A 26,352-nucleotide genomic window follows, 5' to 3' on the forward strand; every position below is an offset into this window, starting at 1 on the left:
ACAATGGCGCGCTACGAATGTCCCTGCGGCTATATATATGACCCTGAAGAGGGCGATTACGAACGGGGGATCGAGGCCGGTACCCCGTTTGCGGAATTGCCCGAGGAATGGGTCTGCCCTGTATGCGGAGCGGAAAAGGAATATTTCGAGCGTCTGGACGATTAGTATTCCAGGCCGTTTACGGCCAAAAAATGGAGAGCAAGCAGTGGAGCTTCAGCCGCCCCGTTTACTCTCCATTTCCATAGGCACACAAATAAAAACGGGTTACGGCATATGCCGTAACCCGTACTTTTTCATGGTCGGGATGGCAGGATTCGAACCTGCGGCCTCTGCGTCCCGAACGCAGCGCTCTAGCCAAGCTGAGCCACATCCCGTCGCGTCAAGCAGTAATACATATACATTGTGGGCTTGGAATGCAAGTATTTTTTTCGCTTTCCGCGAGTTGCGCAAAGGCCCGCTTTCTTCTACAACCGGTGCCTAAGTATGGGGCCGCCTCTTCGCCTCCGGGCCCACTGAAGAGGATTTCAACGGCCTGACACGACAAGCTTGAGCGAGGCGATTGCATGGAAATGGGGCAGCAGCTCGACCGCGAGACCGTGCTCGTTGTCGATGATGAAGAAAGTCTTCGGGATATTTGCCAGGATGCCCTTGAAGATGCCGGCTACAAGGTTATCCAGGCCAAACAGGGTCGAGAGGCTTTGCAGGTCCTGTACGGCGATACGGAGATGGTCGATCTGGTGGTTTCCGATCTGCGGATGCCGGAACTCAACGGCATGGAGCTCTTGCAGCGCATCCGTCAGGAACAGATCGACGTCGATTTTCTGATCATGACCGGGTACGGGACCATTGAGACCGCTGTGGAGAGCATGAAGTTGGGGGCGGCGGACTATCTGCCCAAGCCTTTCAATATCAGTCACCTGCTGCTCAAGGTGGAGAAGGTGCTCCAGGAGCGGCGAGACCGCAAGGAACGGCACAATCTGAGCAATCTGGTGCGCTTGCTGAAGTTGAGCCGGGATATCAACAGCCAACTCGATTTGCCCTCCCTGCTCAAAGAATTCTTGTTTCACCTGGAACGCAACTTCGCCCCTCAGGGGGTGGGCCTGTTTCTCAAAAATGACGCCGGCGAGCTTGAACTCAAGACCGAATCCGGGGGGCTGTGGCGCGAGGACCCCCGAGTGCTTTCCTTGTGCCGCCGGCTCGCCCTGCATGTGCTCGACGCCCGTGAGCCAAAATTGGCTGACAAATATCTCTTGCGTGTGGACACAGAACTCAAGGGGGTGTGGAACGAGGATGTCCTGCCCTATTCCATCATGGCCGCCCCCTTGCTGACGCAGCAAGGGCCAACCGGAGTGGTCACCCTGCTCCGCGACGGCCAGGACACCAATCTCTATACCCTCGATGACCTCCAGCTTTTGACAGTCTTTGCCTCCCAGACGAGTTCTTCCATCGTCAACGCCAAACTCTATGGCCGGATGCGCCAGATGAACCTGGAAGTCATCCGCTCTTATGCCCAGGCCGTGGAGGCCAAGGACATCTATACCCGGGGCCATTCCGATCGTGTCGCCCAGTACGCTGTGGAACTCGGGCAAGTGATCGGCCTTGGGCGCGAAGAACTCGATCAACTCCACACTGCCGGACTCTTGCACGATATCGGCAAGATCGGCATCCCGGACCGGATTTTGAACAAGCCATCCGGATTGACGTCTGATGAATACGGGGTCATGAAACGCCATCCCGAAGTGGGCTATTCCATTTTGTCTCAGGTGGGGACACTCCAGGAGGTCCTGCCCATTATTTTTCACCACCACGAACGCGTGGACGGGCAGGGGTATCCTAACGGTCTTTCAGGAGACGAAATCCCGTTTCTCGCCCGGCTGGTCAGTGTGGTCGACAGCTATGAGGCTATGACCTCGGATCGGGCCTACCGCAACTCTTTATCCCAGGAAAAGGTCGTTTCCATTTTGGAACAAAACGCGGGCAGTCAGTGGGACGAAGAGTTGGTGCAGCACTGGCTGCGTTATCTTTCCAACGGCAATGGGAACGGGATCGCCTAGTTCCCCGGAACCACCAGACAACGCAGCGGCGCGAGACAAGCTCTGCCGCGCGGTTTGCGCAGATAACGAGACCGCAACAGGGCTCGCTGCGTTTCGGTATTTAGAACGGGCGGGAAGATCGGGGGCAGGTCAGCCAAACCCCAGAAAAGAAGCCAGCGGTACCCAGAAAGCGGCTACACCAGCCGACAGAAAGGCCACGAGACTGAGCCAGGTCAGCAGCGACGTGGTGATCATGGACGGTTTGTGGCGCATGGGCGTCTGGCTCAGTCGCACTCGCCAGGCTAGTGCAATGGCCAAAAGACAGAGCCCAAGCCCTGTTCCGGCGCTGCTTACCACAAAGGGGCTTTGCATCACCCGGACTGGATCCTCGGAAAAGGCGAGCAGTATAAGAAAAATGCCTGCGAGTTGAAGGGGCAAAAACAGGGTGCCGGGGACAAGCCGGGGCAGGGCGTAGCGGTAATAGTCGCGGCCGAAATCGTCTTTGTTGCGGCGCCACACAAGATAGACCAGTCCGAGACTGCCGGCTCCGCCAAGTCCAATAGCGGCGAGAAGAAGGCCGCTGCCCCCGGCGAGCAAGGGAAAATGGGCGTAAAAAGGTTCCAGCCACACTGAGCCGCCGGCCATAGGGACGGCAGCTGTCCTTTCCAGGAGCACCGCATTGCCGGCAGTGTACAAACCGGCCGCAAGGTGGACACCGCCCAGGCCGCAAAGCAGGATGCGCAACCAGCGTGCTTTGCGACAGGCCTTCCAACTGACACTGGCCAGCACCAACAGCACCAGACCGAGGCAGGTCACCAATACCGCCAAGGCGTAATAGGGTGACAGGGGCCAGATTGCCGGCCAAGGAAACTGCAGGGGATACAGACTCAGCATCGCAGCCAGGATCGCCCCGGGCAGAAGCAGGGCAATCAACCCCGTGGCCAGGGAAAGATTGAGGCATTGGCGGGCCAGCTTACTGAGAAACGTTTTTTTCTTTGCCCACCCGGCGGTCTCGAAGGCCGCAGCGTAGATCGCAGTGCCGAAGGTCACGGCAGGAAAGAAGAGCACCAGCGCCGTCAGGGGCAGGGTCCATAGCCAGGGCAAACTCGATTGTATTGTCATCATAACCGGTATGGTGGGGTTGGAGATGGTTCAGGTCTTTTGTACAAGGGGCTGAGTTTGCCGGGAGAAACGGTTTCGGTCAACCCCGCCCTGGGGCAGGGAAGAAGGTAATGCAGCAGACAGATACCACCCACACAGCCCGGAGCAAGCGATCCGGAGATGCGTTGACGGGGCCTTCGCCTCTGTGGCGGTTGTTTTGGGGATGCAGTGGACTGGCGGTGGCCGTGTGTATCGGCATGGTAGTGGCAGTCATCTCCGGTGAAGGCCGTTTGGGAGCCACGCAAGAGCAAACTGTCGCCCAGTCTGAAATGGAGTCCGCATCCAACAGCACCATCGCACTGCCCCCTGTGCAGCGCTTTCCAGTCAATCGGTCTTTTCGTCGCGCTGACAGCTTGGGGCGTGAAGACAAGGGAAAAGCGGCGGAGGCGAATCAGACGGCCCGTTCCACGTCCCCGCTGCCCTCTCCACCACCGTGCGGGACCGAGAGCTCTCTTCCAAAGAATGTGGAGTCCCCGCAAGCGGTATATCGCTCGGCCCTGCACCTGCTGCACGCTGAGCAACCGCAAGCGGCTCGCGAACGGTTGCGGACGTTTCTGAATCACTATGCAGACCACTCCCTGGCTTCCAACGCCCGGTATTGGCTCGGTGAGACCTGGTACAGCCAGCAGGCCTACACCAAGGCCATCGCGATCTGGAACGACGCGCTCCAGCGCAGACCTGATTCGCACAAGGCGCCAGCGATGTTGCTCAAGATCGGCTATGCCCGCTTTGAACTCGGCCAAAACGACAAGGGCCGTCTGAGTTTGCAATGTCTGTTGCGAACCGACCCACCGCCGCGTATCGCAACGTTGGCCAGAAAAAAATTGGCCGAGGGGTCCTGCGATGGCCGCTCCTGAATCCTTGGCCCCCTCAGAGCGGGCTGAAGAATTGTGGGCCTGTCTTGCCCTGCGCTACACGCCAGGCCTGGGACCGAAAACCCAGCGCCGGTTGTTCGATGCCTACGGATCGGCTCGCCGGGCAGTGGCCGACGCTGCGCATTGGGGGCAGTGGGACTGGATGCGTCCCCAGGCGGTCGCGGCCTTCACCTCCCGGAAATGGGAACAGGAGGCGCGGCGGGAATGGGATGCGGCCCGGCGACAGGAAATGCGGGTCGTCTTGTGGAGTGAGGACCAGTATCCCGTTCGGTTACGGGAAATCGAGGCCGCCCCACCCTTTGTCTACGCCTACGGGGATACCAGTCTGCTCCATGCCCCATGCGTGGCTATGGTCGGTTCCCGACAATGTTCGCGCTACGGCAAAAAGGTCGCCAGGGCGCTGGCCGCTGATCTGGCCCAGGCGGGGATTACTGTGGTCTCCGGCTTCGCCCAGGGCATCGATTCCCACGCCCATACCGGCGCATTGAACGGAGTCGGCAGCAGTGTGGCGGTCATGGGCACCGGCCTGGACATCGTCTATCCGGCTCGGCAGCACCAACTGTGGCAGGAGGTCGCGGCCCACGGGTGCCTGATTTCGGAATTTGCACCGGGGACGCCCCCAGAGCCGAAAAATTTTCCGCGCCGCAACCGCATCATCAGCGGACTCAGTCTGGCGGTGGTCGTGGTTGAAGCAGCGCTGCAAAGCGGCAGTCTTATCACGGCCCAATTGGCCCTGGAACAGGACCGGGAGGTCTTTGTGGTGCCCGGCTCAGTCTTGGAATCCGGATTTGCCGGAGGGCATGCCCTGCTGCGCGACGGAGCGCGACTGGTGCGCAACGCCGAGGACATTGTCCAGGATTTGGGACCGATGGTCTCGGTGACCAGCCCGCGTCCGGGGGCTTTGCCCCTGGACCCCCCGCAGGATCGCTCTGCCTCGGAGCTGACATGGCGCGGAGGATCAGCTTTGGAAAATGCCGTAGTTGCCCGTCTGAGCGAGGAAGATCGAGTCCATGTGGATGTTTTCCTGCGTGAACTTGCAGACAGCAGTCAGGCCATCAACCACGCTCTGCTTATGCTGGAAATGCAAGAGGTTGTGGAGAAACTGCCCGGGATGTATTATGCGCTCGCCCCCGGGGTCCGGGTTGCAAAGGGGTAACTGACCGCTGAGAGTCCTTGCCGTCCTGATTGGGCCGGCAGGGTGGCAGCGGTTCGGGAAGCCCATTGATTGCAGAACGCAGGAGGCAACTGGGTATGTCGGAGCAGTCGAGGTTGCCGGAGACGGTGGAAACCTTTTTGGCCTATCTTGACGGACAGCGTGGGGCTTCCCCGGCGACGGTTCGGGCCTACCGCCGAGATCTGGAACAATTTGAGGCGGTTTTGCGCCGGCGTGGTCTTGATATGGACCGGCCGCAGCAGATCGACCGTGAGGCGGTCCAGGGGTTTGCCGCGGATCTGCACCGTCAGGGCCTGCGGCGCAGCAGTGTCAGTCGGAAGCTTTCCGCTGTGCGCCGTTTTTTCCGGTTCTGTTTGCAACGGCAATGGGTGGACACGAACCCCGCTCACAGCGTGGCCAACCCCAAGCAGGAAGTCCGCCACCCCAAGGTCCTGACCGTTGAGCAGGCCCTGGAGTTGATGGACACCCACCTGCCCAACGACCCCAAAGGGTGTCGCGATCTCGCCCTGGCCGAATTGTTGTACGGGTCCGGGCTGCGGATCAGCGAGGCCCTCCAACTCGACATCGATGATATCGAACCGGGTCGGGGCGTGGTCCGGGTCGTGGGCAAAGGGGGAAAAGAGCGGTTGGCGCCGTTGACTGAACCGGGACAGTCCCGGCTGCGGCGTTACCTTGAGCAGCGGCGGGCTTTTGTTGTCGACCCGCAGGAACCTGCCCTTTTTCTGGGGTTGCGGGGGAAACGACTGCAACGGCGGGAAGCCAATCGCATCCTCGCTCGCCTCTCCCAAACCGCCGGTCTGCCCGAGGAGATCAGTCCTCACGTCCTGCGGCACAGTTTTGCCACCCATCTGTTGCGTTCAGGGGCGGATCTGCGTTCCGTACAGGAACTGCTGGGCCATTCTCGCCTGAGCACCACCCAACGCTACACCCACCTCAGCCTGGACGGGATCATGCAGACCTACGACCAGGCCCATCCCAAAGCCAAGAAAAACGAGTAGTCGATTTTTCAGCGCTCAGCCGCGCCCATGCGAAAGACAGCCAGCTTTTGCCGTATTGCACAGGGGGGCAATTGGTGCGGGCGTGTCTGTAGTGAGTCCGGCTGGGAGTGGATTATCTTACCCGCCAAGCAGGGTCTGCAAACGCAGGTCGCGCTGGATGGTGTCGATGAGCTTACGGTGAGCGGCGGGAAATGCGAATTCGTGCAGCCGATCCGGGGGCGTCCAGAGCGCCTCTTGGGCGGCGTGCAGAACCGGTTCGGGCAGGGAATTGCTGCTGTTTTCCAGCGTGCAGAAAAAACAGTGCAAGGTGACTTTATAGGTCGTGTACCCGTGGCGGATGACGGTGATTTTGTCTGCCGCTTTGACCGCGAATTCGGTTTCTTCCCAAAATTCTCGCACCACGGCGTTTTCCGGCGTTTCCTCGGGTTCAACCCGCCCCCCAGGGAACTCCCAGAGATTGGCCCAGACCGAATCGCTGCGCCGTTTCTGGATAAAAAGCCGTCCCCGGTGGACCAGGACGCCAGTCACGATTTCCAGGGGGGTGATAACCGGGCGTTTGCCGGGTACCGGCCGCTGATCGGTGATGCCCAGCCGGCGGGCCTCGCAAAACGGGGCCACAGGACAGTTCGGGCATCGCGGGGCGCGCGCCCGACAGACCAGAGCACCAAGTTCCATGAGGGCCTGGTTGAATTCCCGGCAGCGTCCAGGGGGGAGTAAGTCTCGGGCCGCAGTGTGGATGGCCTCCTGGGCCGGTTTGGTTTTGACCGGGGTGTCGATATCTGTCAGGCGGGCCAGGATGCGTTCCACATTGGCGTCCACCGCCGGCTCGTCCTGCCCGAAACCGATGCTGAGGATGGCCCCGGCAGTATAGGGGCCGATTCCCGGCAGGGCCAGCAAGGCTTTTCGGGTGCGGGGGAAGACGCCGTCGTGCTCGCGGACCAGGGTCTGCGCGGCCTTGTGGATATTCCGGGCCCGACTGTAGTAGCCGAGGCCTTCCCAATAGGTCAGGATTTCGTCTTCGCTGGCCGCGGCCACGCTGGCAATGTCCGGAAAGCGCTCCATCCAGCGCTGGAAATAGCCCACGGCGCGGTCCATCTGGGTCTGCTGGAGCATGATCTCCGATATCCAGACCGCATACGGGGCATAGGTGCGACGCCAGGGCAGATCCCGCTGGTGGGCAGCGAACCACTCCAGGAGTTGGTCTTGAAACTCGCGGCTTGTGTCGGGGAGTTGGGGCATAGCTCGGGTACTGGTTGGGGTGGGCGCGGCAAAGCAGGGCGGGCCGTTTGTGGCCCGCCCTGTAGGGGGATATGTGGCGCGCGGTTTACCGCGTCAGGCGGCGGTAGCGGATGCGCCGGGGGATCTCCGCGTCTTTGCCCAGCCGTTTGCGCCGGTCCTGTTCGTATTCGGAGTAGTTGCCCTCGCGCCAGACGACCTGACTGTCTCCCTCGAAGGCCAGGATGTGCGTGGCCACGCGGTCCAGAAACCAGCGGTCGTGGGAAATGATCATGGCGCAACCAGCGAAGTGCTCCAACCCTTCTTCCAGGGTGCGCATGGTGTTCACGTCCAGATCGTTGGTCGGCTCGTCCAAGAGCAGGACATTGGCCTCCTGCTTGAGCATCAGGGCCAGGTGGACCCGGTTGCGCTCTCCGCCGGAAAGCACCCCAACCTTTTTCTGTTGATCGCCGCCGGTGAAGTTGAATTTGCCGACATAGGCCCGGGAATTGATATCCCGGCCGCCGAGGCGAATGGTGTCGAAGCCGTCGGAGACCATTTCCCAGACCGTTTTTTCCGGGTCCAGAGTCTCGCGCTCCTGGTCGACATAAGCGAGCTGGACCGTGTCGCCGAGGCGGATGCGGCCGTCATCAGGCTCCTCGCGCCCGGTGATGAGATCGAACAGGGTCGACTTGCCAGCGCCGTTAGGGCCGATGACCCCGACGATGCCGCCAGGAGGCAGGAGAAAACTCATATCCTCGATCAAAAGGCGGTCCTCGTAACCCTTGCGGACGTGGTCGGCCTCGATGACCACATCGCCCAAACGGGGTCCGGGCGGGATGTAGAGTTCCATCTCTTTGACCTTTTCCGGCGGGCCCTGGTTGCGCAGACTCTCGTAGGCACTGATCCGGGCCTTGGATTTGGAGCGCTTGCCCTTGGGGGACATGCGGATCCATTCCAATTCGTGCTGCAAGGTTTTTTGGCGGGCGGTTTCCTGTTTTTCTTCCTGGGCCAGGCGGTGCTGTTTTTGTTCCAGCCAGGAGGAATAGTTGCCCTGCCAGGGGATGCCCCGGCCACGATCCAATTCCAGAATCCAGCCGGCCACGTTGTCCAGGAAATACCGGTCGTGGGTCACAGCGATGACCGTACCTTCGTATTGCTGGAGGTGGTGCTCCAGCCAGGCCACGGACTCGGCGTCGAGATGGTTGGTCGGTTCATCCAAAAGCAGGATGTCCGGCTTTTGCAGCAGCAATCGGCACAGGGCGACCCGGCGCTTCTCCCCGCCGGAGAGGATGTTCACCGGGTTCTGGCCGTCGGGACACCGCAGGGCGTCCATGGCCATTTCCAGCCGTGATTCCAGATCCCAGGCGTCGTGGGCGTCCAAAAGTTCCTGGACTTCGCCCTGACGCTCAATCAACTTCTGCATTGCGTCGTCGGACATGGGTTCGGCGAAACGGGCGTTGATCTCGTTGAATTCGTTGAGCAGAGCTGCGGTCTCGGCCACGCCTTCCTCGACCACTTCGCGTACGGTCTTGTCCGGGTCGAGCTGGGGCTCTTGTTCCAGAAAACCGATACTGTAGCCGGGCGAAGCCACGATTTCGCCGTTGTAGTCGGTGTCCACGCCGGCCATGATGCGCAAAAGTGAACTCTTGCCCGAGCCGTTGAGTCCCAGGACACCGATCTTGGCGCCATAGAAAAAGGACAGGGAGATGTCCTGCAGGACCGCGCGGCGGTTGTGGTATTTGCTCACGCGGACCATGGAATAGATTACTTTGTTCGGTTCGTCACTCATACTCGTGTCTCCACGCAGGGGTGGCGGTTTAGCTGAATGTGGGGAAAATTCCTTATAACGCAGGCCGCTCACAAATCCCAAGGGACGGCGACAAAAGTTCAAGGTCGCAGTGTACGCACTCATGCGTAAGGGATTGAACGTATTGTAGCTTTTTTGCCATTGGGAGATTTTCATCGACCTGTTACGTGGTGCCTCGGGTCGGAATGGTATCCTCGTCCGCCCGAGGGAAGACCAGCACGGCACGGTACAGATTTGCGGCCCGCCTGTCTAACGAAACTCTCGTCCCTGGTCATGCCCCTCGTGTCCCGGGACAGGGGGATTCCCCCCGAGACCCGGGACGATTTTTTTTTTCCTTTCTGTCCCCGAAATACGCTCCCCCCTCTTGTTTCCCTCCCGGCATTAGAGTAATTTTCTATCCTGAGTTCCCCTGTCGTCATTCGTGAATTGGTGGCCTCAATTCGGCAAATAGTGGCTGAGACCATCTCGGATGGGGGGCTTGTGTGTGGTTGGCTGCTGCACGGTCGGGACGAATAAAGGGGGCCCAATGATCGAGATCCGTTTGCTGCGCCCGGCGCGGCGCGAATTCCAGGCCGATGTCTACCGGCCCGGGGTCATTTCCCTGTCCAGAATCCTTTGGGGGTCGCTCGGGGGCGGGCTGCTGCTGTTTCTGATCGGCGTCTGCTCGCGGCTGTTTCAGATCGGGGTTCTCTTTCCCCCTCTGGCGGCAACCTGTTTTATCGGCGCCACGTGCGTCTACCTGAGGGTGGCCAGACCCAAGGCGGTCATTGTCGGACATTGCGTGGCTACCATCGGGGGGTTGGTGGGGTGTTATCTGGGGACTCTCATGCTGGGCGAGGCCCGTTTTGTGGCCTCGGTCAAACTCGGTCTGGCCGTGCTCCTGGCCAGCGCGTTTATGCAGGTTTTGGACGCTGATCATCCGCCGGCCGCCGCTACTGCCGCCATCCCGGCCATTTTGCCCCTGCCCGCATCAGGGCTCGTGTTGCCGCTGCATATGGCTTGGGGCGGAGTGCTGGCGGTTGTCTTTGCCGTAGCCTGGAACCGGGTCTGGTTTGAATGTCCGGTGCCAGAAGAGGGCGGCGTCAAGGGATGGCTCCGCCTGCCCATGGGGCGGCTGGACAGCGCCGGAACTGTGTTGTGTTGCACTGCGGCGCTGCTCATGTGTTTCAAGGTGGTCAACGAGACGGTGTATGGGGTCGGCCTGGGGCTTATGGTGCTGGGATTGCTCGTTTTAGGGATCTCGCATTTTTTTGCTGCCCGGTATGTCCGTCGGCAGGAGGCGCCGGAATCGCCGTCCGCCTGCGCCTCCCCCGGGCAGGGGCAGACTCCACAGGGGCGCAACAAGTGACGTGTCTTCCGGAGCCGTCGTCAGGGCACGGTCGGCTGGGGAGACAGAAGGGGGAGGATTTATGCAACATGATGGTTGGATACCCACGGCGTGTTATCAGTGCAAAGCGGAGTGCGCCATTTTGGCCCGGGTCGAAAACGGCCGGGTCAAGGAGATCCGGGGCAACCCTCGCGCCCGGGGCAAGGCCTGCGTCAAGGGGATGGCCGGTGTCTCCCTGCAATACAGCCCAGACCGGCTGACCCAGCCATTGAAACGCACCGGTGAACGGGGTGAGGGGCGATTCACGCCCATTTCCTGGGAGCAGGCCATCGAGGAGATCGGGGACGCCATGGCTGATCTGCGCGATCGCGGTCAGGCCCACAAATTGACCGCCAGCTTTTTCCCCCATTCCATCACTGATCCCAAATGGCGGTTTCTCAATGCCTACGGCGGTTTCATCAATACCGCACTGCCACATTGCGATTCAGCCAAGATCGTCGCCTTTATCAAGACCTTCGGTGGTGTGCCCAATCACCATATCCCGCCCGCGTTTTATACCGTTCCCAAGGGCGGCGTGATGTTGCTCGTGGGGCGGCATGCCTTCGGCGGACTGGATAATGCGGCGGTGCCCCAGGACATTCTGGATGCCCGGGAACGGGGGGCCAAACTGGTGGTCGTGGATCCATTTTTCACCCAGGACGCTTCCAAGGCGGACTGGTGGATCCCGATCCGTCCTTCCGGGGATACCGCCCTCTTTTTGGGCATGATCCACCATATTCTGGACAAGAAGCTCTATGACGAGGATTTCGTTCAGCACTGGGTCCGGGAGGGCGATCTGCAGCGGCTCAAGGACTACGTCAAGGACAAAACCCCGAAGGCCATGAGCGCGCTGTGCGATGTTCCGGCTTCAGACATCAAGAAATTGGCGGAGATGTGCGCCAAGGCTCCTTCAGTGGGTATCGACAGTTTCAAGGGGATCATGCTCGGCCAGGCCCTTGATTTCGGCCACGTTTGGACCATCTTTTTGGCCTTGACCGGAAATGTCGACAATCCGGGCGGCCAGCCCATGCCGGATGTGACACCGTTGGCCGCGGTGGAGCCGGTGCCGACTCCGCCGGATCTGGCGGAACTCGGTTTCCACCGCACCGGCCCGGACCGGGACGTCTTTGGCAAGTATTCCTTTATCATGGAACCGACCTGGTACCAGGCCCAGGCTATCAAGAACGACAGCCTGAAAATTCTCATCAATTCCGAGGCCAATCCCGCTTTGACCGAGATGGGGCAGGAGGCCTGGCGTCAGGCAGTGACCCTCAAAGACAACGGGCGCTACAAGCTCGAACTGCTCGTCAGCTACGAGATCATGCACTCGGAAACCTCCCGGTACGCCGATTATGTCCTGCCGGACACGAGTTACTTCGAGCGCTGGGAGTTGTTGTACATGCCGTGGTGGTACAATTACGGCCACGGCGTCGTCCTGCGCCAGCCCGTAGTCGAAGCTCCCGGGCAGTGCCGGCATTCCAACGAGGTCTTTATCGAATGGGGCAAACGGTTGTGTCCGGAGTACTTCGCCTTTGCAAACGATATCGACTACTACGACCGGCAATTGGCCGGGGTCGGTCTTTCCGTGCGCGCCTTGCAGGACATGGGTGGCGTCTGGTCTCCGGGGACGATGGGCTTTCGTAAATACAAAGAGGCCGGGGGCTTTGGGACGCCTTCAAAGAAAGTCCAGCTGTATTGGGAGGATCTCGAGGTTGCCGGCCAGGCTTGGCCCCGGCCGGATCTGGCGCCGGAATACACCGTGGACGCCGAGACCTATCCCTTTGTGCTCATTTCCTACCGCAGCATCTTCCACCAGGGCTCCGGTCAATGGACCCACAACAACCCCCAACTCCGGGATCCTGTCAGCGGTCTGCAGGAGAACATGGCCCTGGTCAATACCAACACCGCCGAGCGGCTTGGCTTGGCGGAGGGCGACCGGGTCAAGCTGATTTCGCGCTCGGGCGAGGTCCGGACCAGTGTGAAGCTGACGGAGCGTATCCGGCCGGACTGCATCGGACTGCACCACGGCTTTGGCTCCCAGATGGGACGGGTGGCCGTGCTCGGCGCAGGGGTTTCGGACAATCTGCTCATCCCGGATGCCGGGGAGACCCTTTCCTGGCAGGATGTCATTGGTGGTGAATCCCATGTCTCGACCCGGGTGCAGCTGGTCAAAGGGTGAGACGCGGCCGTTGGATACAAACGTGCAGACCCGGCGTTCAGAGCAGAGCGTGCCGGCGCGTACATGGTCTGCAAAGGAGGACCGAGCCGTGAAACAACTCAGTTTGATGATAGATCTGGACCGGTGTATCGGGTGCAAGACCTGTATTGTGGCCTGCCGCAATGCCCACAATCTGGTCGATCATGCCACGGCCCTGCCGGGGAGCCTGGCTTCCTATCTCCGGGTCGAGAGCCGGCGGGAGGGAACCTACCCCGACCTGCGGGTCCGCTCCTGGGTCGTGCCCTGCCAACATTGCAAAAACGCCCCGTGCATCAAGGCTTGCAAAGAGGAGGCGATCAGCAAAGATGTGCAGACCGGAATCGTGCGCATCGATCCGGACAAGTGCGCCGGGAGCCGGGCCTGCCTGGAGGCGTGCCCCTACGGGGTGATCCAGTTCGATGCTGCAACGAACAAGGCGCACAAATGTGATCTCTGCTTTGAGCGTATCCACCGCGGCGAACAGCCGGTCTGCGCCGAGGTCTGCCTGACCGGGGCGATCGAGTTCGGTGAAAAAGAGATTCTCGCGATGCGGGCCGAGGCCTCGGGCAAGCAGGTGTTCAAGAAACTCAGCGCCCAGAATATGCTCTATGTGGGGGCGCCCTAACGGGGGTGGGGAAAAAGGGCAGTCAAGCGTGAAGGAATTCAGGCCCCATCCTGGCCCTGACATTCCCGAGAGGACAGAAGTAGTCCATTCACGACGGCAGGACCCGGCCTTGGGTCCTGCCGTCGTGCGTGGTCGCACGAGTGGATCAGCGCTCCTGGTCCTTGTCGCGCAGGACCGGGATGAGCCAGATCAGACAGGCCAGAATCCAGACCAGGCTGCCACCCAGGGTCAGCAGGTCACCGCTTTTGATCCCGGCGGCGGTAAAAAACATGCCGGAGAGAATAAAACCGAGCAGGCCGAGAAGTTGGAAGGTCCGCTCTTGCACGCCGATCTCCTTGACTGGGGGTTGGGGAAGGGGCGCCACTGCCGGTATACGGCGCGGCCCAACGGTGCGAGGCAGTAAAGCCGAGGCCGGGCGCGTTGTCAAATCGTACCGGGATCAGCCCACGCAGGGCAATTCGTCCCAAGCCGTGGTGTACCGGGGCGAAACATGATTCTGGCGCATATGCCATTGTTGGGGGCCCAGTCCTGAGGCGGCCCAGGTCACGGTGTCGCGACCGTAGACGGTGTTCAGGTGGTCCACGGTGCGCATGAGGTCGCGTTGCCGGCCGGTTTCGGCCGCTGCGGGCGGAAAGAGCGAGGCTTGGCGGTGGTTGTGGGGAACCAGTTCGAGGAGGGTGACCCCGATTTTCTGGTAGGCGAAGCCGGAACGGTACAGGACGTCGAGCAGGCCCTGGGCGGCCTTGTGCAGCGCCGGGGTGGCGTCAGTGGGGTGCAACAAGGTCTGACAGCGCCGGGCGGCGTATTGGGGGCCGGGTTGGAAACGGTTCGTCTCCAGGGCAACGCGGACGGTGTGGGCCAGGAGCCCCTTGGCGCGCAACCGTTCGGCGGCCCGTTGGATATGGCGGGCGAGCGCTTCACCGAGAGCCTGTTTGTCCCGGATGCGGCGACCAAAAGAACGCGAACAGACGATGCTTTTCGCCGGGGCGGGCGTGGTTTCCAGGACAAAGCAGGGTTGGCGGTCCAGTTCGAGCACGGTCTGCAACCCGACCACGGTCAGGTGGTTACGCACCCAGTCCCGGGGCATGCGCACAAGGTCCAGTCCGGTGTCCACGCCGCGAGTGTGCAGAAAACGGGCGTAGCGGCGGCCGATGCCCCAGATGTCTTCGACGTCGGTCCGGGCCAGGGTTTGCTCGATGGTTGTGGTGTCCCCAAGCAGGCAAACGTTTTTGCTGGCCGGGTCTTTTTTGGCGCACCGGTTGGCGATTTTGGCCAATGTCTTGGTCGGGGCCAGTCCGACGGAGACCGGGATGCCCGTCCATTGCCGGACCGTTTCCCTGATATGCCGGGCTGTGCAGAGCAGGTCGGCGTCCGGGGCCGGGACGAAACCGAGAAAACATTCATCGATGGAGTAAATTTCCTGGTGCGGGGTGAACCGCGAGAGGGCCTCCATGACCCGGGCGGACATGTCGCCGTAGAGGGGGTAGTTGGAGGAAAAGACGTTTACGCCCTCCCGGCGCAGGAAAGGTTCACGCTTGTGAAACGGCTCGCCCATGGCGATGCCCAGCGTCTTGGCCTCCTCGGAGCGAGCGATGATGCAGCCGTCGTTATTGGACAAGACGACCACCGGTCTGCCTTGCAGGCGGGGAGCAAAGACCCGTTCGCAGGAGACATAGAAATTGTTGCAGTCCACCAGGGCATAGACCATGCCGCGGGGGGCGTTGGACGGGAAAAAAGTTTGGGTGCTGGACATGGCGCCGCCTTTCACAGCCGCCGGACTACGCCGGCGACCACGCCCCAGACCAGAAATTCCTGCTCCGGGCGCACCGTCAAGGGTGGATAGCCATCATGGGCCGCTTCCAAGCGCCATTGCTCCCCGCGCCGAGTGAGGCGTTTGACTGTGAGTTCGCCGTCGAGCACGGCCACGACAATATGCCCGGTGCGGGGGGACAGAGAGCGGTCAACGACCAGGATGTCGCCATCAAGGATGCCGGCCCCGGACATGGAATCGCCGCTGACCCGGACCATGAATGTCGCAGCCTCGTTGGAGATCAGGTATTCGTGGAGATCCAGGGGCCGATCCAGGTGGTCGTCGGCTGGAGAGGGAAATCCGGCGGGGACGCGGGCCGTGTACAAGGGAGTTTGTTGCTCTTTTTGAACAAGCGGCGCGGGGCCGAGAATCTGAACGTGTCCTGTGGCGAGGCTGTTCATAGTGGTTGTGCTCCTGCGTGTGGGATCTGTGCGGCAGTCATTGTGTTTATCTATATAAACAGTATTTGTAAACACCGCTGTCGCACAGATGGAAAAGGGAGCCGGATTGTCCGGGATTGCCAGAAGGGCCCGCTTCAGGCATGCCTGAACAATGGACTACAGGGTCCAAGGAGGAGGTATGCAGAATCAACCCATTGAGGATTATGGGATCATCGGCGACCTGCACACGGTGGCCCTGGTGGGGATCAACGGGTCCATCGACTGGATGTGCGTGCCCCGTTTCGATTCCCCAAGCGTATTCGGTGCCCTGCTTGATGCTGCCCGGGGCGGGGCGTACCAGATTTGTCCCGAGGACCGTGAAGCGACCCACAAGCAATTGTACTGGCCGGAGACCAATGTCCTGATCACTCGTTTTTTGTCGCCGCACGGCGCCGCGGAACTGGCCGATTTCATGCCCATCGCCGATTCCGGGGAAGCGCATTCTCACCAGCTTATCCGGCGGCTGACGGTCCTGCGGGGCACGGTGAGCTTTGTCATGCGCTGCCGTCCGGCCTTCGATTATGGGCGGACGCCGCACGAAACAGAACTCACGGCCAAGGGCGTTGTGTTTCGCTCCGAGGATCTTTCCCTCGGACTGGCCGCGGGCATGGAACTCCAGGCCGACGGCGACGGCGTCTGGAGCCGGTTCACCCTGGAGCAGGGGCACAGCGCGGTGTTCGTGTTACGCCAGATCGGTCCGGAGGAAGGGTGCGGCGTCTGTCTCTCTGAAGAAGCGGCGGAGCGGCAGTTCCGGGAAACGGTGCGGTACTGGCGGCGCTGGCTGTCCTCGTGCACCTACTCTGGACGGTGGCGCGAATCGGTCCACCGTTCTGCCCTGGCGCTCAAGCTTTTGACCTACGCCCCGACCGGAGCCATCGTGGCTGCCCCGACCACGAGTCTGCCGGAGGCCCTGGGCGGGGAGCGCAATTGGGACTACCGTTACACCTGGATTCGGGATTCGGCTTTTACCGTTTACGCTTTTCTTCGACTCGGCTTTACCGATGAGGCCGAGCACTTCATGGGCTTTTTGTCCCAGCTGTGCACCGAGGCCCGGCACCACGGCTCACCGTTGCAGATCATGTACGGCATTGACGGCCGGCGGGATCTGCCCGAAGAGGTCCTGGACCATGTAGAGGGGTATGCCGGATCCCGCCCGGTGCGGGTGGGCAATGCGGCCTATACTCAGCTCCAGCTTGATATTTACGGCGAGCTTCTGGACGCGGTCTATTTGTTCAATAAACACGGCGCTCCTATTTCCTACGACCTCTGGCGCTCTATCCGTTCGTTTGTCGATTGGGTCTGCGCTAATTGGCACCGCCCGGACGAAGGCATCTGGGAAATGCGCAGCGGGCAGCAGCACTTCGTCTATTCGCGGCTGATGTGCTGGGTGGCAATCGATCGCGGGTTGCGCCTGGCCGAGAAACGGTCGTTTCCGTGTGACCGTCAGCGGTGGCTCGCGGAACGCGACCGGATCTACGAAGACATTTTGACCCACGGCTGGAGCGAAGAACGCCAAGCCTTTGTCCAGGCCTACGGCAGCCAGACCCTCGACGCCTCGAACCTGATCATGCCGCTCGTGTTCTTTACTTCACCTACGGACCCGCGGATGCTCAAGACCCTGGACGCCACGCTCAAGCCCCCGGAAGAAGGGGGGCTGGTGGCCAATAGTCTGGTGCACCGGTATAATCTCGAGGAAAGTCCGGACGGACTGGATGGAGAGGAGGGGACGTTCAATATCTGCACGTTCTGGCTCGTTGAGGCCCTGACCCGAGCGGGGCGGTTCGATCCGGAACGGCTGGAAGAGGCGCGGCTTATCTTCGAACGCATGCTCGGGTTCGCCAATCATGTCGGCCTGTATGCTGAAGAAACCGGGGCCCGGGGCGAGGCCCTGGGCAATTTTCCCCAGGCGTTCACCCATCTGGCGCTCATCAGTTCGGCATTTAATCTGGATCGGGCTTTGAGCCGGGGGCACACTGGCTGACTGGATCAGGCGTAAAGACCCTGGGATGCCAAAAGGCAATGGCACCTTTTGAATGGGGGAACCGGTTCGGAATTTTGCCTCCGGCCTGGAAAAAGAGTGTGGGCGGTTTTGGGGTCCAGCCCTGGATCCAGGCGTTGTGGCGCCGGGAGACGTAGAGTCTTGTGGCGCTGGGAGGGTTTCCAGACCGGAAGCAAAATCTCAAACCGGGCCCTTTCTGAGTTGCGGGCCGGGGAGTGATCATTGTGGGCAGGCCGTATGGAATCAGGGACCACTATTCCGGCGTTCCCTCAGGGGGCCGGCAGAACAAGGAGCGATAGTATGGCAGTTTGGAAATGTTCCCATTGCGGCTACACCGTGGATCAGACCGAACCTCCGGAACCGTGCCCTTCCTGTGGCAGCGAGTGCACGTTTGTGGACGCGACCTGCTACACGCCGGAGTGTGGCGGGCCTGAGGGCGGCAATATCAATCCTGATGTGGGCGCGAGCAAACCGAAAAAATAGGCAGGCGGGGCGACCCGGAAACACTGAGCGGGGCTCAGGAAAGGGGCACCGCCTCCGAAGGCGGCAGGGGGTGGCCGAAATAGAACCCTTGGGCGAGATCGCAACCATAGCCGATGAGGATGTCCCGTTGGGCCCGGGTTTCGACCCCTTCAGCCAGGACCCGTTTCCCGAGGTCATGGGAGAGGTTGATCAGGGCGCGCAGGAATTCGGGGTTGAAGTCGGGCTGGTCGATGCCGGTGACAAAGGTCTTGTCGATCTTGACCACGCTGATGGGCAATTCGCGCAGGGCCAGCAGAGACGAGTAGCCGGTCCCGAAATCGTCCAGCCAGATCTCGACGCCCAGGTTGGCGAATTCGGTCAGGACTTCTTTGGCGTGGTCGATATTTTCGATGACCGCGGTTTCGGTAACTTCGAAGATAAAGCGTTGGGTGGCCAGCCGGTAGGCCTCGAACAGACTCTGCCCTTCGTAGGGAAAGTTCTCCGAGGCGAGCTGGTTGGCGGAGATGTTGACGCTGAGCTTGAAGGCGTGCTGGGTGCTCAAATTCATCAGCCAATTGTTCATCTGCTCGCAGGCGGTGGAGAGGACGAAATCCCCGATTTCGGTCATGATTTCGGTGTGTTCAATGACCGGCAAAAAAGCACCTGGCGGGATCATCCGGTCTGGCTTCTGCCAGCGCAAAAGGCTTTCATAGGCCACCACCTGCGCTGATTTGAGGTCGACGATGGGCTGGTAGTGGAGCCGAAATTCGTCGTGGCGCAGGGCCTTTTTCGTTTCCTGGATGATACCGAACTGGTCGGTGCTCTTGTCCTGCGCCGGATCGTAGGCGTGGATCTTGTTTTCCCGGGATCCTTTGGCGTTGGAGAGTGCCACACGGGCCTGCCGGGACAGCTCCTGCCAATTGTCTGCCCAATCCGGAAAAATACTGAACCCGAGACAGAAATTGAGCAAAAGTTCGGTTTGCTTGGTCTGAAACGGCCGGTGCAGCACTTCCTGAATCGCGGCCAGGAGGCTGTAGACCGAATCGTGCCCTTGAATATCGAGTTGCAGGAAGACGAATTCGTCGCCGGTGATCCGGGCGACCGTGTCCGACGCCCCGCTGATGGATTGGAGGCGTTGACCGATGTCGCGGAGAATGCAATCGCCGCATTCATAGCCGAAGGCGTTGTTGATGGCCTTGAAGTCGATGAGATCGAGGTAGAGCAAAGCCGCCTTGCCCCCCTCGAGACGGGCTTTTTCCGTGGCCTGTTCCAGACGGCGCAAAGCCAGATTGCGATTGGCCAACCCTGTGAGATCGTCGAATTGCGTGGCGATCTCCAAGTGTTTTTCGGCATCCTTGCGTTTGCGTACTTCACGGCGCAGGGCCTGCTTCAAAGCCGCTTCGGAGGAGGCTTCGGGCTTTGGTGTGTGATGGCGGCGGTGAGCAGTGGTCGGCGTTGAGACGCGAGAATTCATAGTATCGCAAAGCACAGTGTTTGGAGTTCGGGTTCTGGATCTGTCCTGGGGTGTTGGCACAGCCGGAATGCCGCCCTGGCGGAGTTTCGACGATCAGCCGGCTGCTACAGGGGAGTCTGTTGCGCTCTGTAAAGGATCTTGCCTTGAAGGGCAAGTACTCGCAACAGATGCAACCAATTTATCGAGACCGTTGCGAGCCGTAGCGCGGATTTCTGTGGTAATGATCCCGGGGGGCCGCAGGCCGGAAGTGTTCAGCGCATGAGCAAAAGGCTCAGGGCCATGACAGCCATGCCGGCGATGAGCCCGAACAGGCTGTCGTGCCCTTTGCCGTAAGCCTGGCTGGTGGGCAACAGCTCGTCGAGACTGATATAGACCATGATACCCGCCACGCCCCCGAAGAGCACACCCATGACCTGCGGTGGAATAAGGCCGGATTCATCGCCGACGAAAAGACGGAGCAGGACATAGGCGAGACCGGCACCGATGGGCTCAGCCATGCCGCTTAGGGCTGAGAGGGCGAAAGCCTTTCTCCGTTTGCCGGTGGCGTAGAAAATGGGCACGGAGACGCTGATGCCCTCAGGGATATTGTGCAGGGCCACGGCCATGGCAATGGCCACGCCGATGCTGGGATCCTCCAGCGCAGCCAGAAATGTGGCCAATCCCTCTGGAAAATTGTGGATGGCGATGGCCAAGGCGGTAAAGAGCCCCATGCGCATCAGTTTGTGGTTGTGGAGATGGTCGTGGACACCCGGTTCGGCAGGCCGGCAATCCAGGCCGGCAAAATTGGGCACTGGCGCGTTGGGGTCGTGCAGGGGGGCCGTTTCCAATTCCGAGTGGGTTTCGTGGGGGTTTTCGGCCGAAGGGATGAGGGTATCGATCAAGCCAATCAGGACAATGCCTCCGAAAAACGACCCTACATTGACCCAATGGCCCCAATAGGCCCCATAGGCTGCAGTCATGGCTTCCTGGCCCTTGATGAAGATCTCCACAAACGAGACGTAGAGCATGACGCCAGCCGAAAATCCGGTGGCCACGGAGAGGAAACGGTGACTGGTCTGTTTAGCGAAAAACGCGATGCCGCTACCGATCCCGGTAGCCATACCGGCAAACAGCGTCAGTCCGAGGGCGAACCAGATGGGGTGTTCCATAAAAAATGCCTGTCCATTGGGATGAGTAAAGCGTTTGAAGGTTGATGTCTCCGGTGGCCCGCGATGCCTGAGCCTCCTTGACTGATGGACGCCAGTTTGTCTTGCAGTCAATGGGAGTGCAACAGGCTGCCCGAGCGGCATGCAATGGGAGAAATCCGTTTGCCACCAGATTTCGTCAATCAGTTCGAGGACGCGATGTTCACAAATTCAGGTCTGAAGGGGTGGCTAGCCTGTTTGGGGTTCTGGTGCAAGGTGTGAAAGCAAGGACGCCAACCGGTTTTGACACAAGAAAGAAACACGGCCTGAACAAACGGATCATGCAGACAGGGCGAAGCGAGGTCGTATGATTGAAGCTGGCGGAGAACTTTCCCATCTGGTGTTTTTGACCGGTGGGGCGATTGTGATGACCATGCTGATCAAAGGGGTCATGGAGCGCACTGTTGTGCCGCCGCTGGTGGGATTTTTGGTCCTCGGTATCTGTCTGCGCTGGGGACAAACCCAATGGCCACTGGCTTTTGAAGGCGGTGGCGAGGTGATCGCCTTTTTGTCCAAACTCGGATTGGTGACCCTGCTGTTCCGGGTGGGGATGAAAAGCGATATCACCGTTTTGGCCGGGCAGCTTAAAAATGCCAGTATTGCCTGGATATTGAATATAGGTCTCACGGGACTGGCCGGCTTTTATACCGCATCGCTTCTCTTGGGCCAGGCATTGGTCCCCAGCCTGATCGTGGCCGTAGCATTCACTGCGACCAGTGTCGGCGTCTCGGTCAAGGTCTGGGAAGATCAAAACGCCCTGCAATCCAAAAACGGCGGCTTGCTGGTCGATTTGGCCGAACTGGATGATGTCACGGCGGTGCTGCTCATGGGATTGCTTTTTGCGGTTGTCCCGTATCTTCCATCCGGCTCGGCCCCGGGCTCTTTCTGGCCGGTACTGGGTCAACACGCCCTCGGGTTTGTGGCCAAACTCCTGCTTTTTGCCGGCGGGTGTCTTGTTTTTGCCGCGTTTTTGGAGCGGCCGATGACCCGCTTTCTCAAACGCGTCGAACATACGCCGGATTCGACCTTGACCATTGTCGGTCTGGGCTTCGTCATCGCCGCGCTGGCTGGAGGACTCGGCTTTTCCCTGGCCATTGGAGCCTTTTTCGCCGGGCTGACCTTCAGCCGGGATCCGGAATGCGTCACCCTGGACACCTCCTTCACCCCCATTTTTGATTTTTTCAGCCCCTTCTTTTTTGTCGGCATCGGATTTGAGTTTGAACTCGCTACGTTGGGGCCCTCGCTGGGCATGGGGGGACTGCTCCTCGTGCTCGCCGTCCTGGTCAAGGTGATCGCCAACGGAGTGCCTGTGGCGCTGCTTTCGGATGGGCCAAGCGGATGGCTTATCGGAGCGAGCATGATTCCCCGGGCGGAGATCGCTCTGGTCATCATGCAAAAAGGACTGCACCTGGACACATCCCCGGTCAGCGAGCAGTTGTTTGGGGCCATGGTCGTTGTCTCCGCGCTGAGCTGTGTCCTGGCGCCGATCGTGGTCCGAGGGCTGCTGCAGCGGTGGCCGCAAACAATAAATCGCCGTTCTGGTGAATAATCGCGCGCTGGGAGGCGTTTTTTGGACCTTTAGCCGCCTGACACCCGTTTGTCATGTCTGAGGCGGTCTCTGCGCCAACAAACCGGCTCACACCGGTTTGCCTTTTCATTTCAATTTAGGAATAGTGGGCATCGTTGGACGAGGCCCTGTTTCACCCAGCAGGGCTGGTTTCCCTATTCACCCAACCTGAGGAGGATACATTGCAAAAACTGACGAAAATTTTTGCACTCGTTTTGTTGTTGACGTTTATTGCAGTTCCTGGTTTTGCCCAGGACAAGGATGTGGAGATCGCTTACGTTGAGTGGTCCTGCGCTACAGCCAGCAGTAACGTAGTCAAAGCTGTACTTAATGAAGAAATGGGCTATGATGCCGATATCGTATCGGTTACTGCCGCGGCGATGTGGCAGGCCACTGCCTCAGGTGATGTCGATGGGTTTGTGACCGCGTGGCTCCCGGTCACCCACGGCCATTATTACGACAAGGTCAAGGATGAGGTCGAAAATCTTGGCCCGCTGGCTACCGGCGCCAAGATCGGTCTTGTCGTTCCGGAATATGTGGATATCGAATCCATCGCTGACCTCGATGACCATGCCGCCAAATTCGACGGCACCATCACTGGCATCGACCCGGGCGCGGGCATCATGTCCAAGAGCGAGAAGGCCCTGGAGGCTTATAATCTGGACAACATGACCCTCGGCGAGGGCAGCGGCGCAACCATGACCGCCATGCTCTCCGAGGCGGTGGAAAACGAGGATTGGATTGTGGTCACCGGCTGGAGCCCGCACTGGAAGTTCGGTCGCTGGGACCTGAAATACCTGGAAGATCCGAAGAATGTCTACGGTGGTTCCGAAGACATCACGACCATCGTGCGCGAGGATCTCAAGGAAGACATGCCTGAAGTGTACGCCTTCCTCGATCGTTTCTCCTGGGACCTGAGCGTCATGCAGGGCCTGATGGCCAAAAATCAGGAAAACGGCAAGCCTTACGAAAACGCCAAGGAATTCATCAAGAACCACCCTGAGCTGGTGGACAAGTGGCTTGGCCGGAGCTAGGCCTCCTGCCCGGTCGCGCTTGTGAAGCGTGATTCCGGCCCCGCTCCCCGATCTGGGGGGCGGGGCTTTTTTTTGGTTCTTTGACGGATCCTGTGGATTTTTGGAGTTTGCCGTCTCTTCTGTGTGCCCACTTTCGGCCCGGTATTTTCTCAATCCCGCCAAAGGGGGATCCTTGCCCCCTCCGGACTCTCAAGTAAAGCAGAACTCCAGATGTCGAAGATGGCCCTTGTTGCATCAAAATCCGCCTGGGAGCATTCAGTTCGCGGTCCGGTTTCCCCCTTTTGGCGGGACCAAGAAAATGTGCGGGCCTTTCGCTCGAAGCACACAGAAGAGACGGCAAACTTTTGCGTCTGAAATTCCATGCCCTGTGACGAAGAGCCTTTTTTTTGTTGCTGAAAAGGCTCGACGTGAGCCGGACTTTATCGGTACAAGGGGGGTAAGAATCTGGATTTGTAGATATTGCGCTCGCGTAATCCAAGGCGACAGGGAGATCCCGGCGCGGGCAAAGGCCTGACAGGAGTTGTTTATGAAAGTGTGGCCCGGTTTTCCGTATCCTTTGGGCGCGACCTATGACGGGGCGGGAACAAATTTTTCCCTGTTTTCCGAAATCGCGGAGCGAGTGGAGCTTTGTCTTTTCGATGATGGGGGGCAGGAAGAGCGGGTCGCCTTGCCGGAAGTGACCGGCTATTGCTGGCATGGCTATTTCCCGGGCATTGAACCGGGGCAACGCTACGGGTTCCGCGTCCATGGCCCCTGGCGTCCAGAACACGGGCACCGCTGTAATCCAGCCAAACTGCTTCTCGATCCGTATGCCAAAGCGATTGAAGGACAAATTGAATGGCACGAGGCGGTTTTTCCCTACCAGTTCGACGACGGGCCGGCGGTGGCGAGCGCCGAAGACAGTGCCCCCTATATCCCACGGTGTATCGTGCACCAGCCCCATTTCGATTGGAATGGCGATCGGAGGTTGCATCTGCCGTGGCATGAGACGGTTATCTATGAGACCCATGTCAAAGGATTCAGCGCCATGCATCCGGACATTCCGGAAGCAATACGCGGCACCTACGCCGGATTGGCCCATCCGGTGGCCGTACAGCATCTGAAAGAACTCGGCGTGACCGCGGTGGAATTGATGCCCATCCACCAGTTTGTCCACGACAAACATCTGGTGGACAAGGGGCTTCGCAATTATTGGGGCTACAATTCCATCGGGTATTTTGCCCCGCACAACGAGTACGCTGCCGACCCGCGGCCGGGAGCGGTGGTGGCCGAATTCAAGCAGATGGTCAAGGCGCTGCATCAGGCGGGCATCGAGGTCCTGCTCGACGTAGTTTACAACCACACCGGCGAAGGCAACCAGTACGGCCCCATGCTCTGTTTCAAGGGCATCGACAACGCCTACTACTATCGGACCAGTTTCGAGGACCCGTTTTATTACATGGACTATACGGGGACCGGAAACAGCCTGAACATGCGCCATCCCCACGTTTTGCAGCTTTTGATGGATTCCTTGCGGTATTGGGTGCAGGAGATGCATGTCGACGGTTTCCGCTTTGATCTGGCCGCGACCCTGGCCCGCGAACTCCACGATGTGGATAAATTATCCGCTTTTTTTGACATCATTCAGCAAGATCCAGTGCTCAGTCAGGTCAAACTCATTGCCGAACCATGGGATGTCGGGGAAGGCGGCTACCAGGTCGGCAATTTCCCGCCAGTGTGGTCGGAGTGGAACGGCAAATACCGCGATTGTGTCCGCGATTTCTGGCCCGGCCGCGACGAGATGCTCGGGGAGTTCGCGGCTCGGTTTACCGGCAGTTCCGATCTGTATGAAAATACCAGTCGGTTGCCGTTTGCGAGCATCAATTTTGTGACCGCGCACGACGGATTCACCCTGCGCGATCTGGTCTCCTACGACCGCAAACACAATGAAGCCAATGGGGAGAATAATCGTGACGGGGCCGACGACAACGCCTCCTGGAATTGCGGCGTGGAAGGGGAGACCGAGGATCCGGAGATCGTAAAACTCCGGGCACGGCAGCAGCGCAATTTTTTGACGACCCTGTTTCTTTCCCAGGGTGTGCCCATGCTCCTGGGCGGCGATGAGATGGGCAGGACCCAGGAGGGCAACAACAACGCCTATTGCCAGGACACGCCGTTGTCTTGGTATGATTGGGAGGGTGCGGACAGCGCGCTTTTGGATTTTTGTCGCCGACTCATCGACTTCCGGCACCGCCATCCGGTTTTCCGTCGCCGCCGCTGGTTTCAAGGCCGGGCGATCCATGGGCCGGAGGTCACGGATATCGCCTGGTTCACCCATGAAGGGACCCAGATGGAGGAGGAGCATTGGGACGAAGGATTTGCCAAATCTTTGGGCGTGTATCTCAATGGCGAAGCGATTCCCAACCCCTACCCCAAAGGCGATCCCATCACCGACGCCAGTTTTTACGTTATTTTCAACGCCCACTACGAGGCACTGACTTTCACCCTGCCCGCCCCGGAGTGGGGACAGGCCTGGCTCTTCGAACTCGATACCGATACGGGGTGGGCTGAAGAGGCAACGCGGTATCAGGCCGGAGCGGCCCTGGAGGTCACGGCCCGCTCCCTTGTGGTCCTGCGGCAAGATGAAGACCAGGACGAAATGGATGCGGCGGCAACCGCGAGTGGGGTCAAGGCCAGCGGCAGTGCATCCTGATTGTCACCAGGGTTTCACGGCCTGGACACTGCCAGAGGCGAGATGACCCTTTTGGGGACAAGGCCCCAGGCGGTTTTTGAGGCCGGTGCTGAACATGAATCGATCAAGTGATCAATAGGCAAGGAGGCGTGTTGTGGGGCAACCGAGAACGGTGAGCAGACGACCCGGCGCCCGGTTCGGCTATCACGATCAAAATGCGCCACGAATTTTTTCGACAGGCTCCGGGAGATGGCTCC

21 protein-coding genes and 1 tRNA gene are annotated in these 26,352 nt (G+C 59.9%); 13 read left to right on the plus strand and 9 right to left on the minus strand.

What is annotated here, in order from left to right:
* The first annotated feature begins 3 nt into the window (after positions 1-3).
* Positions 4-165: a rubredoxin gene (locus DRET_RS04460; protein WP_041282289.1), complete on the plus strand. Its 162-nt coding sequence runs from the start codon at positions 4-6 to the stop codon at positions 163-165.
* A 131-nt stretch (positions 166-296) separates the two neighbouring features.
* Here DRET_RS04460 and DRET_RS04465 read toward each other — a convergent pair.
* Positions 297-374, minus strand: a tRNA-Pro gene (locus DRET_RS04465).
* Positions 375-563: 189 nt separating this feature from the next.
* Here DRET_RS04465 and DRET_RS04470 point away from each other — a divergent pair.
* Positions 564-2,054 (plus strand): HD domain-containing phosphohydrolase, encoded by a 1,491-nt coding sequence (locus DRET_RS04470; protein WP_015751336.1) that lies wholly within the window; start codon positions 564-566, stop codon positions 2,052-2,054.
* A gap of 129 nt (positions 2,055-2,183) precedes the next feature.
* Here DRET_RS04470 and DRET_RS04475 read toward each other — a convergent pair whose 3' ends face one another.
* A complete protein-coding gene (locus tag DRET_RS04475) occupies positions 2,184-3,158 on the minus strand; it encodes a hypothetical protein (protein ID WP_015751337.1) in 975 nt (324 codons plus the stop codon).
* A gap of 107 nt (positions 3,159-3,265) precedes the next feature.
* Between DRET_RS04475 and DRET_RS12905 the strand changes: the two genes are divergently transcribed.
* The 3 genes from DRET_RS12905 (at position 3,266) to DRET_RS04490 (ending at position 6,241) form a co-directional block, all read left to right on the plus strand.
* Positions 3,266-4,051, plus strand: coding sequence for a tetratricopeptide repeat protein (locus DRET_RS12905; protein WP_015751338.1), 786 nt, complete (start codon positions 3,266-3,268; stop codon positions 4,049-4,051).
* Complete coding sequence (gene dprA / locus DRET_RS04485) at positions 4,038-5,225, plus strand: DNA-processing protein DprA (protein WP_015751339.1); 1,188 nt, start codon at positions 4,038-4,040, stop codon at positions 5,223-5,225. Before DRET_RS12905 ends, dprA begins: the two co-directional genes overlap by 14 nt.
* A gap of 95 nt (positions 5,226-5,320) precedes the next feature.
* On the plus strand, positions 5,321-6,241 hold the full coding sequence (locus DRET_RS04490; RefSeq protein WP_015751340.1) for a tyrosine recombinase XerC: 921 nt from the start codon (positions 5,321-5,323) through the stop codon (positions 6,239-6,241).
* 117 nt (positions 6,242-6,358) lie between these two features.
* Here DRET_RS04490 and mutY read toward each other — a convergent pair whose 3' ends face one another.
* Positions 6,359-7,480, minus strand: coding sequence for an A/G-specific adenine glycosylase (gene mutY / locus DRET_RS04495; protein ID WP_015751341.1), 1,122 nt, complete (start codon positions 7,478-7,480; stop codon positions 6,359-6,361).
* 85 nt (positions 7,481-7,565) lie between these two features.
* Positions 7,566-9,248: an energy-dependent translational throttle protein EttA gene (gene ettA / locus DRET_RS04500; RefSeq protein ID WP_015751342.1), complete on the minus strand. Its 1,683-nt coding sequence runs from the start codon at positions 9,246-9,248 to the stop codon at positions 7,566-7,568.
* 544 nt (positions 9,249-9,792) lie between these two features.
* Between ettA and DRET_RS04505 the strand changes: the two genes are divergently transcribed.
* The 3 genes from DRET_RS04505 (at position 9,793) to DRET_RS04515 (ending at position 13,454) form a co-directional block, all read left to right on the plus strand.
* Positions 9,793-10,614, plus strand: coding sequence for an HPP family protein (locus DRET_RS04505; protein WP_015751343.1), 822 nt, complete (start codon positions 9,793-9,795; stop codon positions 10,612-10,614).
* Positions 10,615-10,675: 61 nt separating this feature from the next.
* Positions 10,676-12,811, plus strand: a complete 2,136-nt coding sequence (locus DRET_RS04510; RefSeq protein WP_015751344.1) for a molybdopterin-containing oxidoreductase family protein — start codon at positions 10,676-10,678, stop codon at positions 12,809-12,811.
* An 88-nt stretch (positions 12,812-12,899) separates the two neighbouring features.
* Positions 12,900-13,454, plus strand: coding sequence for a 4Fe-4S dicluster domain-containing protein (locus DRET_RS04515; protein WP_015751345.1), 555 nt, complete (start codon positions 12,900-12,902; stop codon positions 13,452-13,454).
* 145 nt (positions 13,455-13,599) lie between these two features.
* Here the strand turns inward: DRET_RS04515 and DRET_RS04520 are convergent, their stop codons facing one another.
* The 3 genes from DRET_RS04520 to DRET_RS04530 all read right to left on the minus strand — a co-directional run bounded on the left by DRET_RS04520 (position 13,600) and on the right by DRET_RS04530 (position 15,665).
* Positions 13,600-13,779: a hypothetical protein gene (locus tag DRET_RS04520; protein WP_015751346.1), complete on the minus strand. Its 180-nt coding sequence runs from the start codon at positions 13,777-13,779 to the stop codon at positions 13,600-13,602.
* 114 nt (positions 13,780-13,893) lie between these two features.
* Positions 13,894-15,207: a Y-family DNA polymerase gene (locus tag DRET_RS04525; protein WP_015751347.1), complete on the minus strand. Its 1,314-nt coding sequence runs from the start codon at positions 15,205-15,207 to the stop codon at positions 13,894-13,896.
* 11 nt (positions 15,208-15,218) lie between these two features.
* Positions 15,219-15,665, minus strand: a complete 447-nt coding sequence (locus DRET_RS04530) for a LexA family protein (protein ID WP_015751348.1) — start codon at positions 15,663-15,665, stop codon at positions 15,219-15,221.
* A gap of 178 nt (positions 15,666-15,843) precedes the next feature.
* On the opposite strand from DRET_RS04530, the gene DRET_RS04535 reads away from it, so the two are divergent.
* Both DRET_RS04535 and DRET_RS04540 read left to right on the plus strand, forming a co-directional pair.
* Entirely contained in the window at positions 15,844-17,685 is a 1,842-nt protein-coding gene (locus tag DRET_RS04535) for a glycoside hydrolase family 15 protein (RefSeq protein WP_015751349.1), read from the plus strand.
* A gap of 318 nt (positions 17,686-18,003) precedes the next feature.
* Positions 18,004-18,186 carry a rubredoxin-like domain-containing protein gene (locus DRET_RS04540; RefSeq protein WP_015751350.1) on the plus strand — a complete coding sequence of 61 codons (183 nt, stop codon included), beginning with the start codon at positions 18,004-18,006 and terminating at the stop codon, positions 18,184-18,186.
* Positions 18,187-18,220: 34 nt separating this feature from the next.
* Here DRET_RS04540 and DRET_RS04545 read toward each other — a convergent pair whose 3' ends face one another.
* Positions 18,221-19,639 carry a putative bifunctional diguanylate cyclase/phosphodiesterase gene (locus DRET_RS04545; RefSeq protein WP_015751351.1) on the minus strand — a complete coding sequence of 473 codons (1,419 nt, stop codon included), beginning with the start codon at positions 19,637-19,639 and terminating at the stop codon, positions 18,221-18,223.
* A 251-nt stretch (positions 19,640-19,890) separates the two neighbouring features.
* The gene (gene zupT / locus DRET_RS04550; RefSeq protein ID WP_015751352.1) at positions 19,891-20,787 is read right to left on the minus strand and encodes a zinc transporter ZupT; all 897 of its coding nucleotides are present in this window, start codon (positions 20,785-20,787) and stop codon (positions 19,891-19,893) included.
* A gap of 343 nt (positions 20,788-21,130) precedes the next feature.
* Between zupT and DRET_RS04555 the strand changes: the two genes are divergently transcribed.
* The 3 genes from DRET_RS04555 to glgX all read left to right on the plus strand — a co-directional run bounded on the left by DRET_RS04555 (position 21,131) and on the right by glgX (position 26,116).
* Positions 21,131-22,372, plus strand: a complete 1,242-nt coding sequence (locus DRET_RS04555) for a cation:proton antiporter (protein ID WP_015751353.1) — start codon at positions 21,131-21,133, stop codon at positions 22,370-22,372.
* A gap of 200 nt (positions 22,373-22,572) precedes the next feature.
* On the plus strand, positions 22,573-23,424 hold the full coding sequence (locus tag DRET_RS04560) for a glycine betaine ABC transporter substrate-binding protein (RefSeq protein WP_015751354.1): 852 nt from the start codon (positions 22,573-22,575) through the stop codon (positions 23,422-23,424).
* A 526-nt stretch (positions 23,425-23,950) separates the two neighbouring features.
* Complete coding sequence (gene glgX, locus DRET_RS04565) at positions 23,951-26,116, plus strand: glycogen debranching protein GlgX (RefSeq protein WP_015751355.1); 2,166 nt, start codon at positions 23,951-23,953, stop codon at positions 26,114-26,116.
* Positions 26,117-26,352 lie beyond the last annotated feature (236 nt).

This window comes from Desulfohalobium retbaense DSM 5692, assembly GCF_000024325.1.
Lineage (GTDB): Bacteria > Desulfobacterota > Desulfovibrionia > Desulfovibrionales > Desulfohalobiaceae > Desulfohalobium > Desulfohalobium retbaense.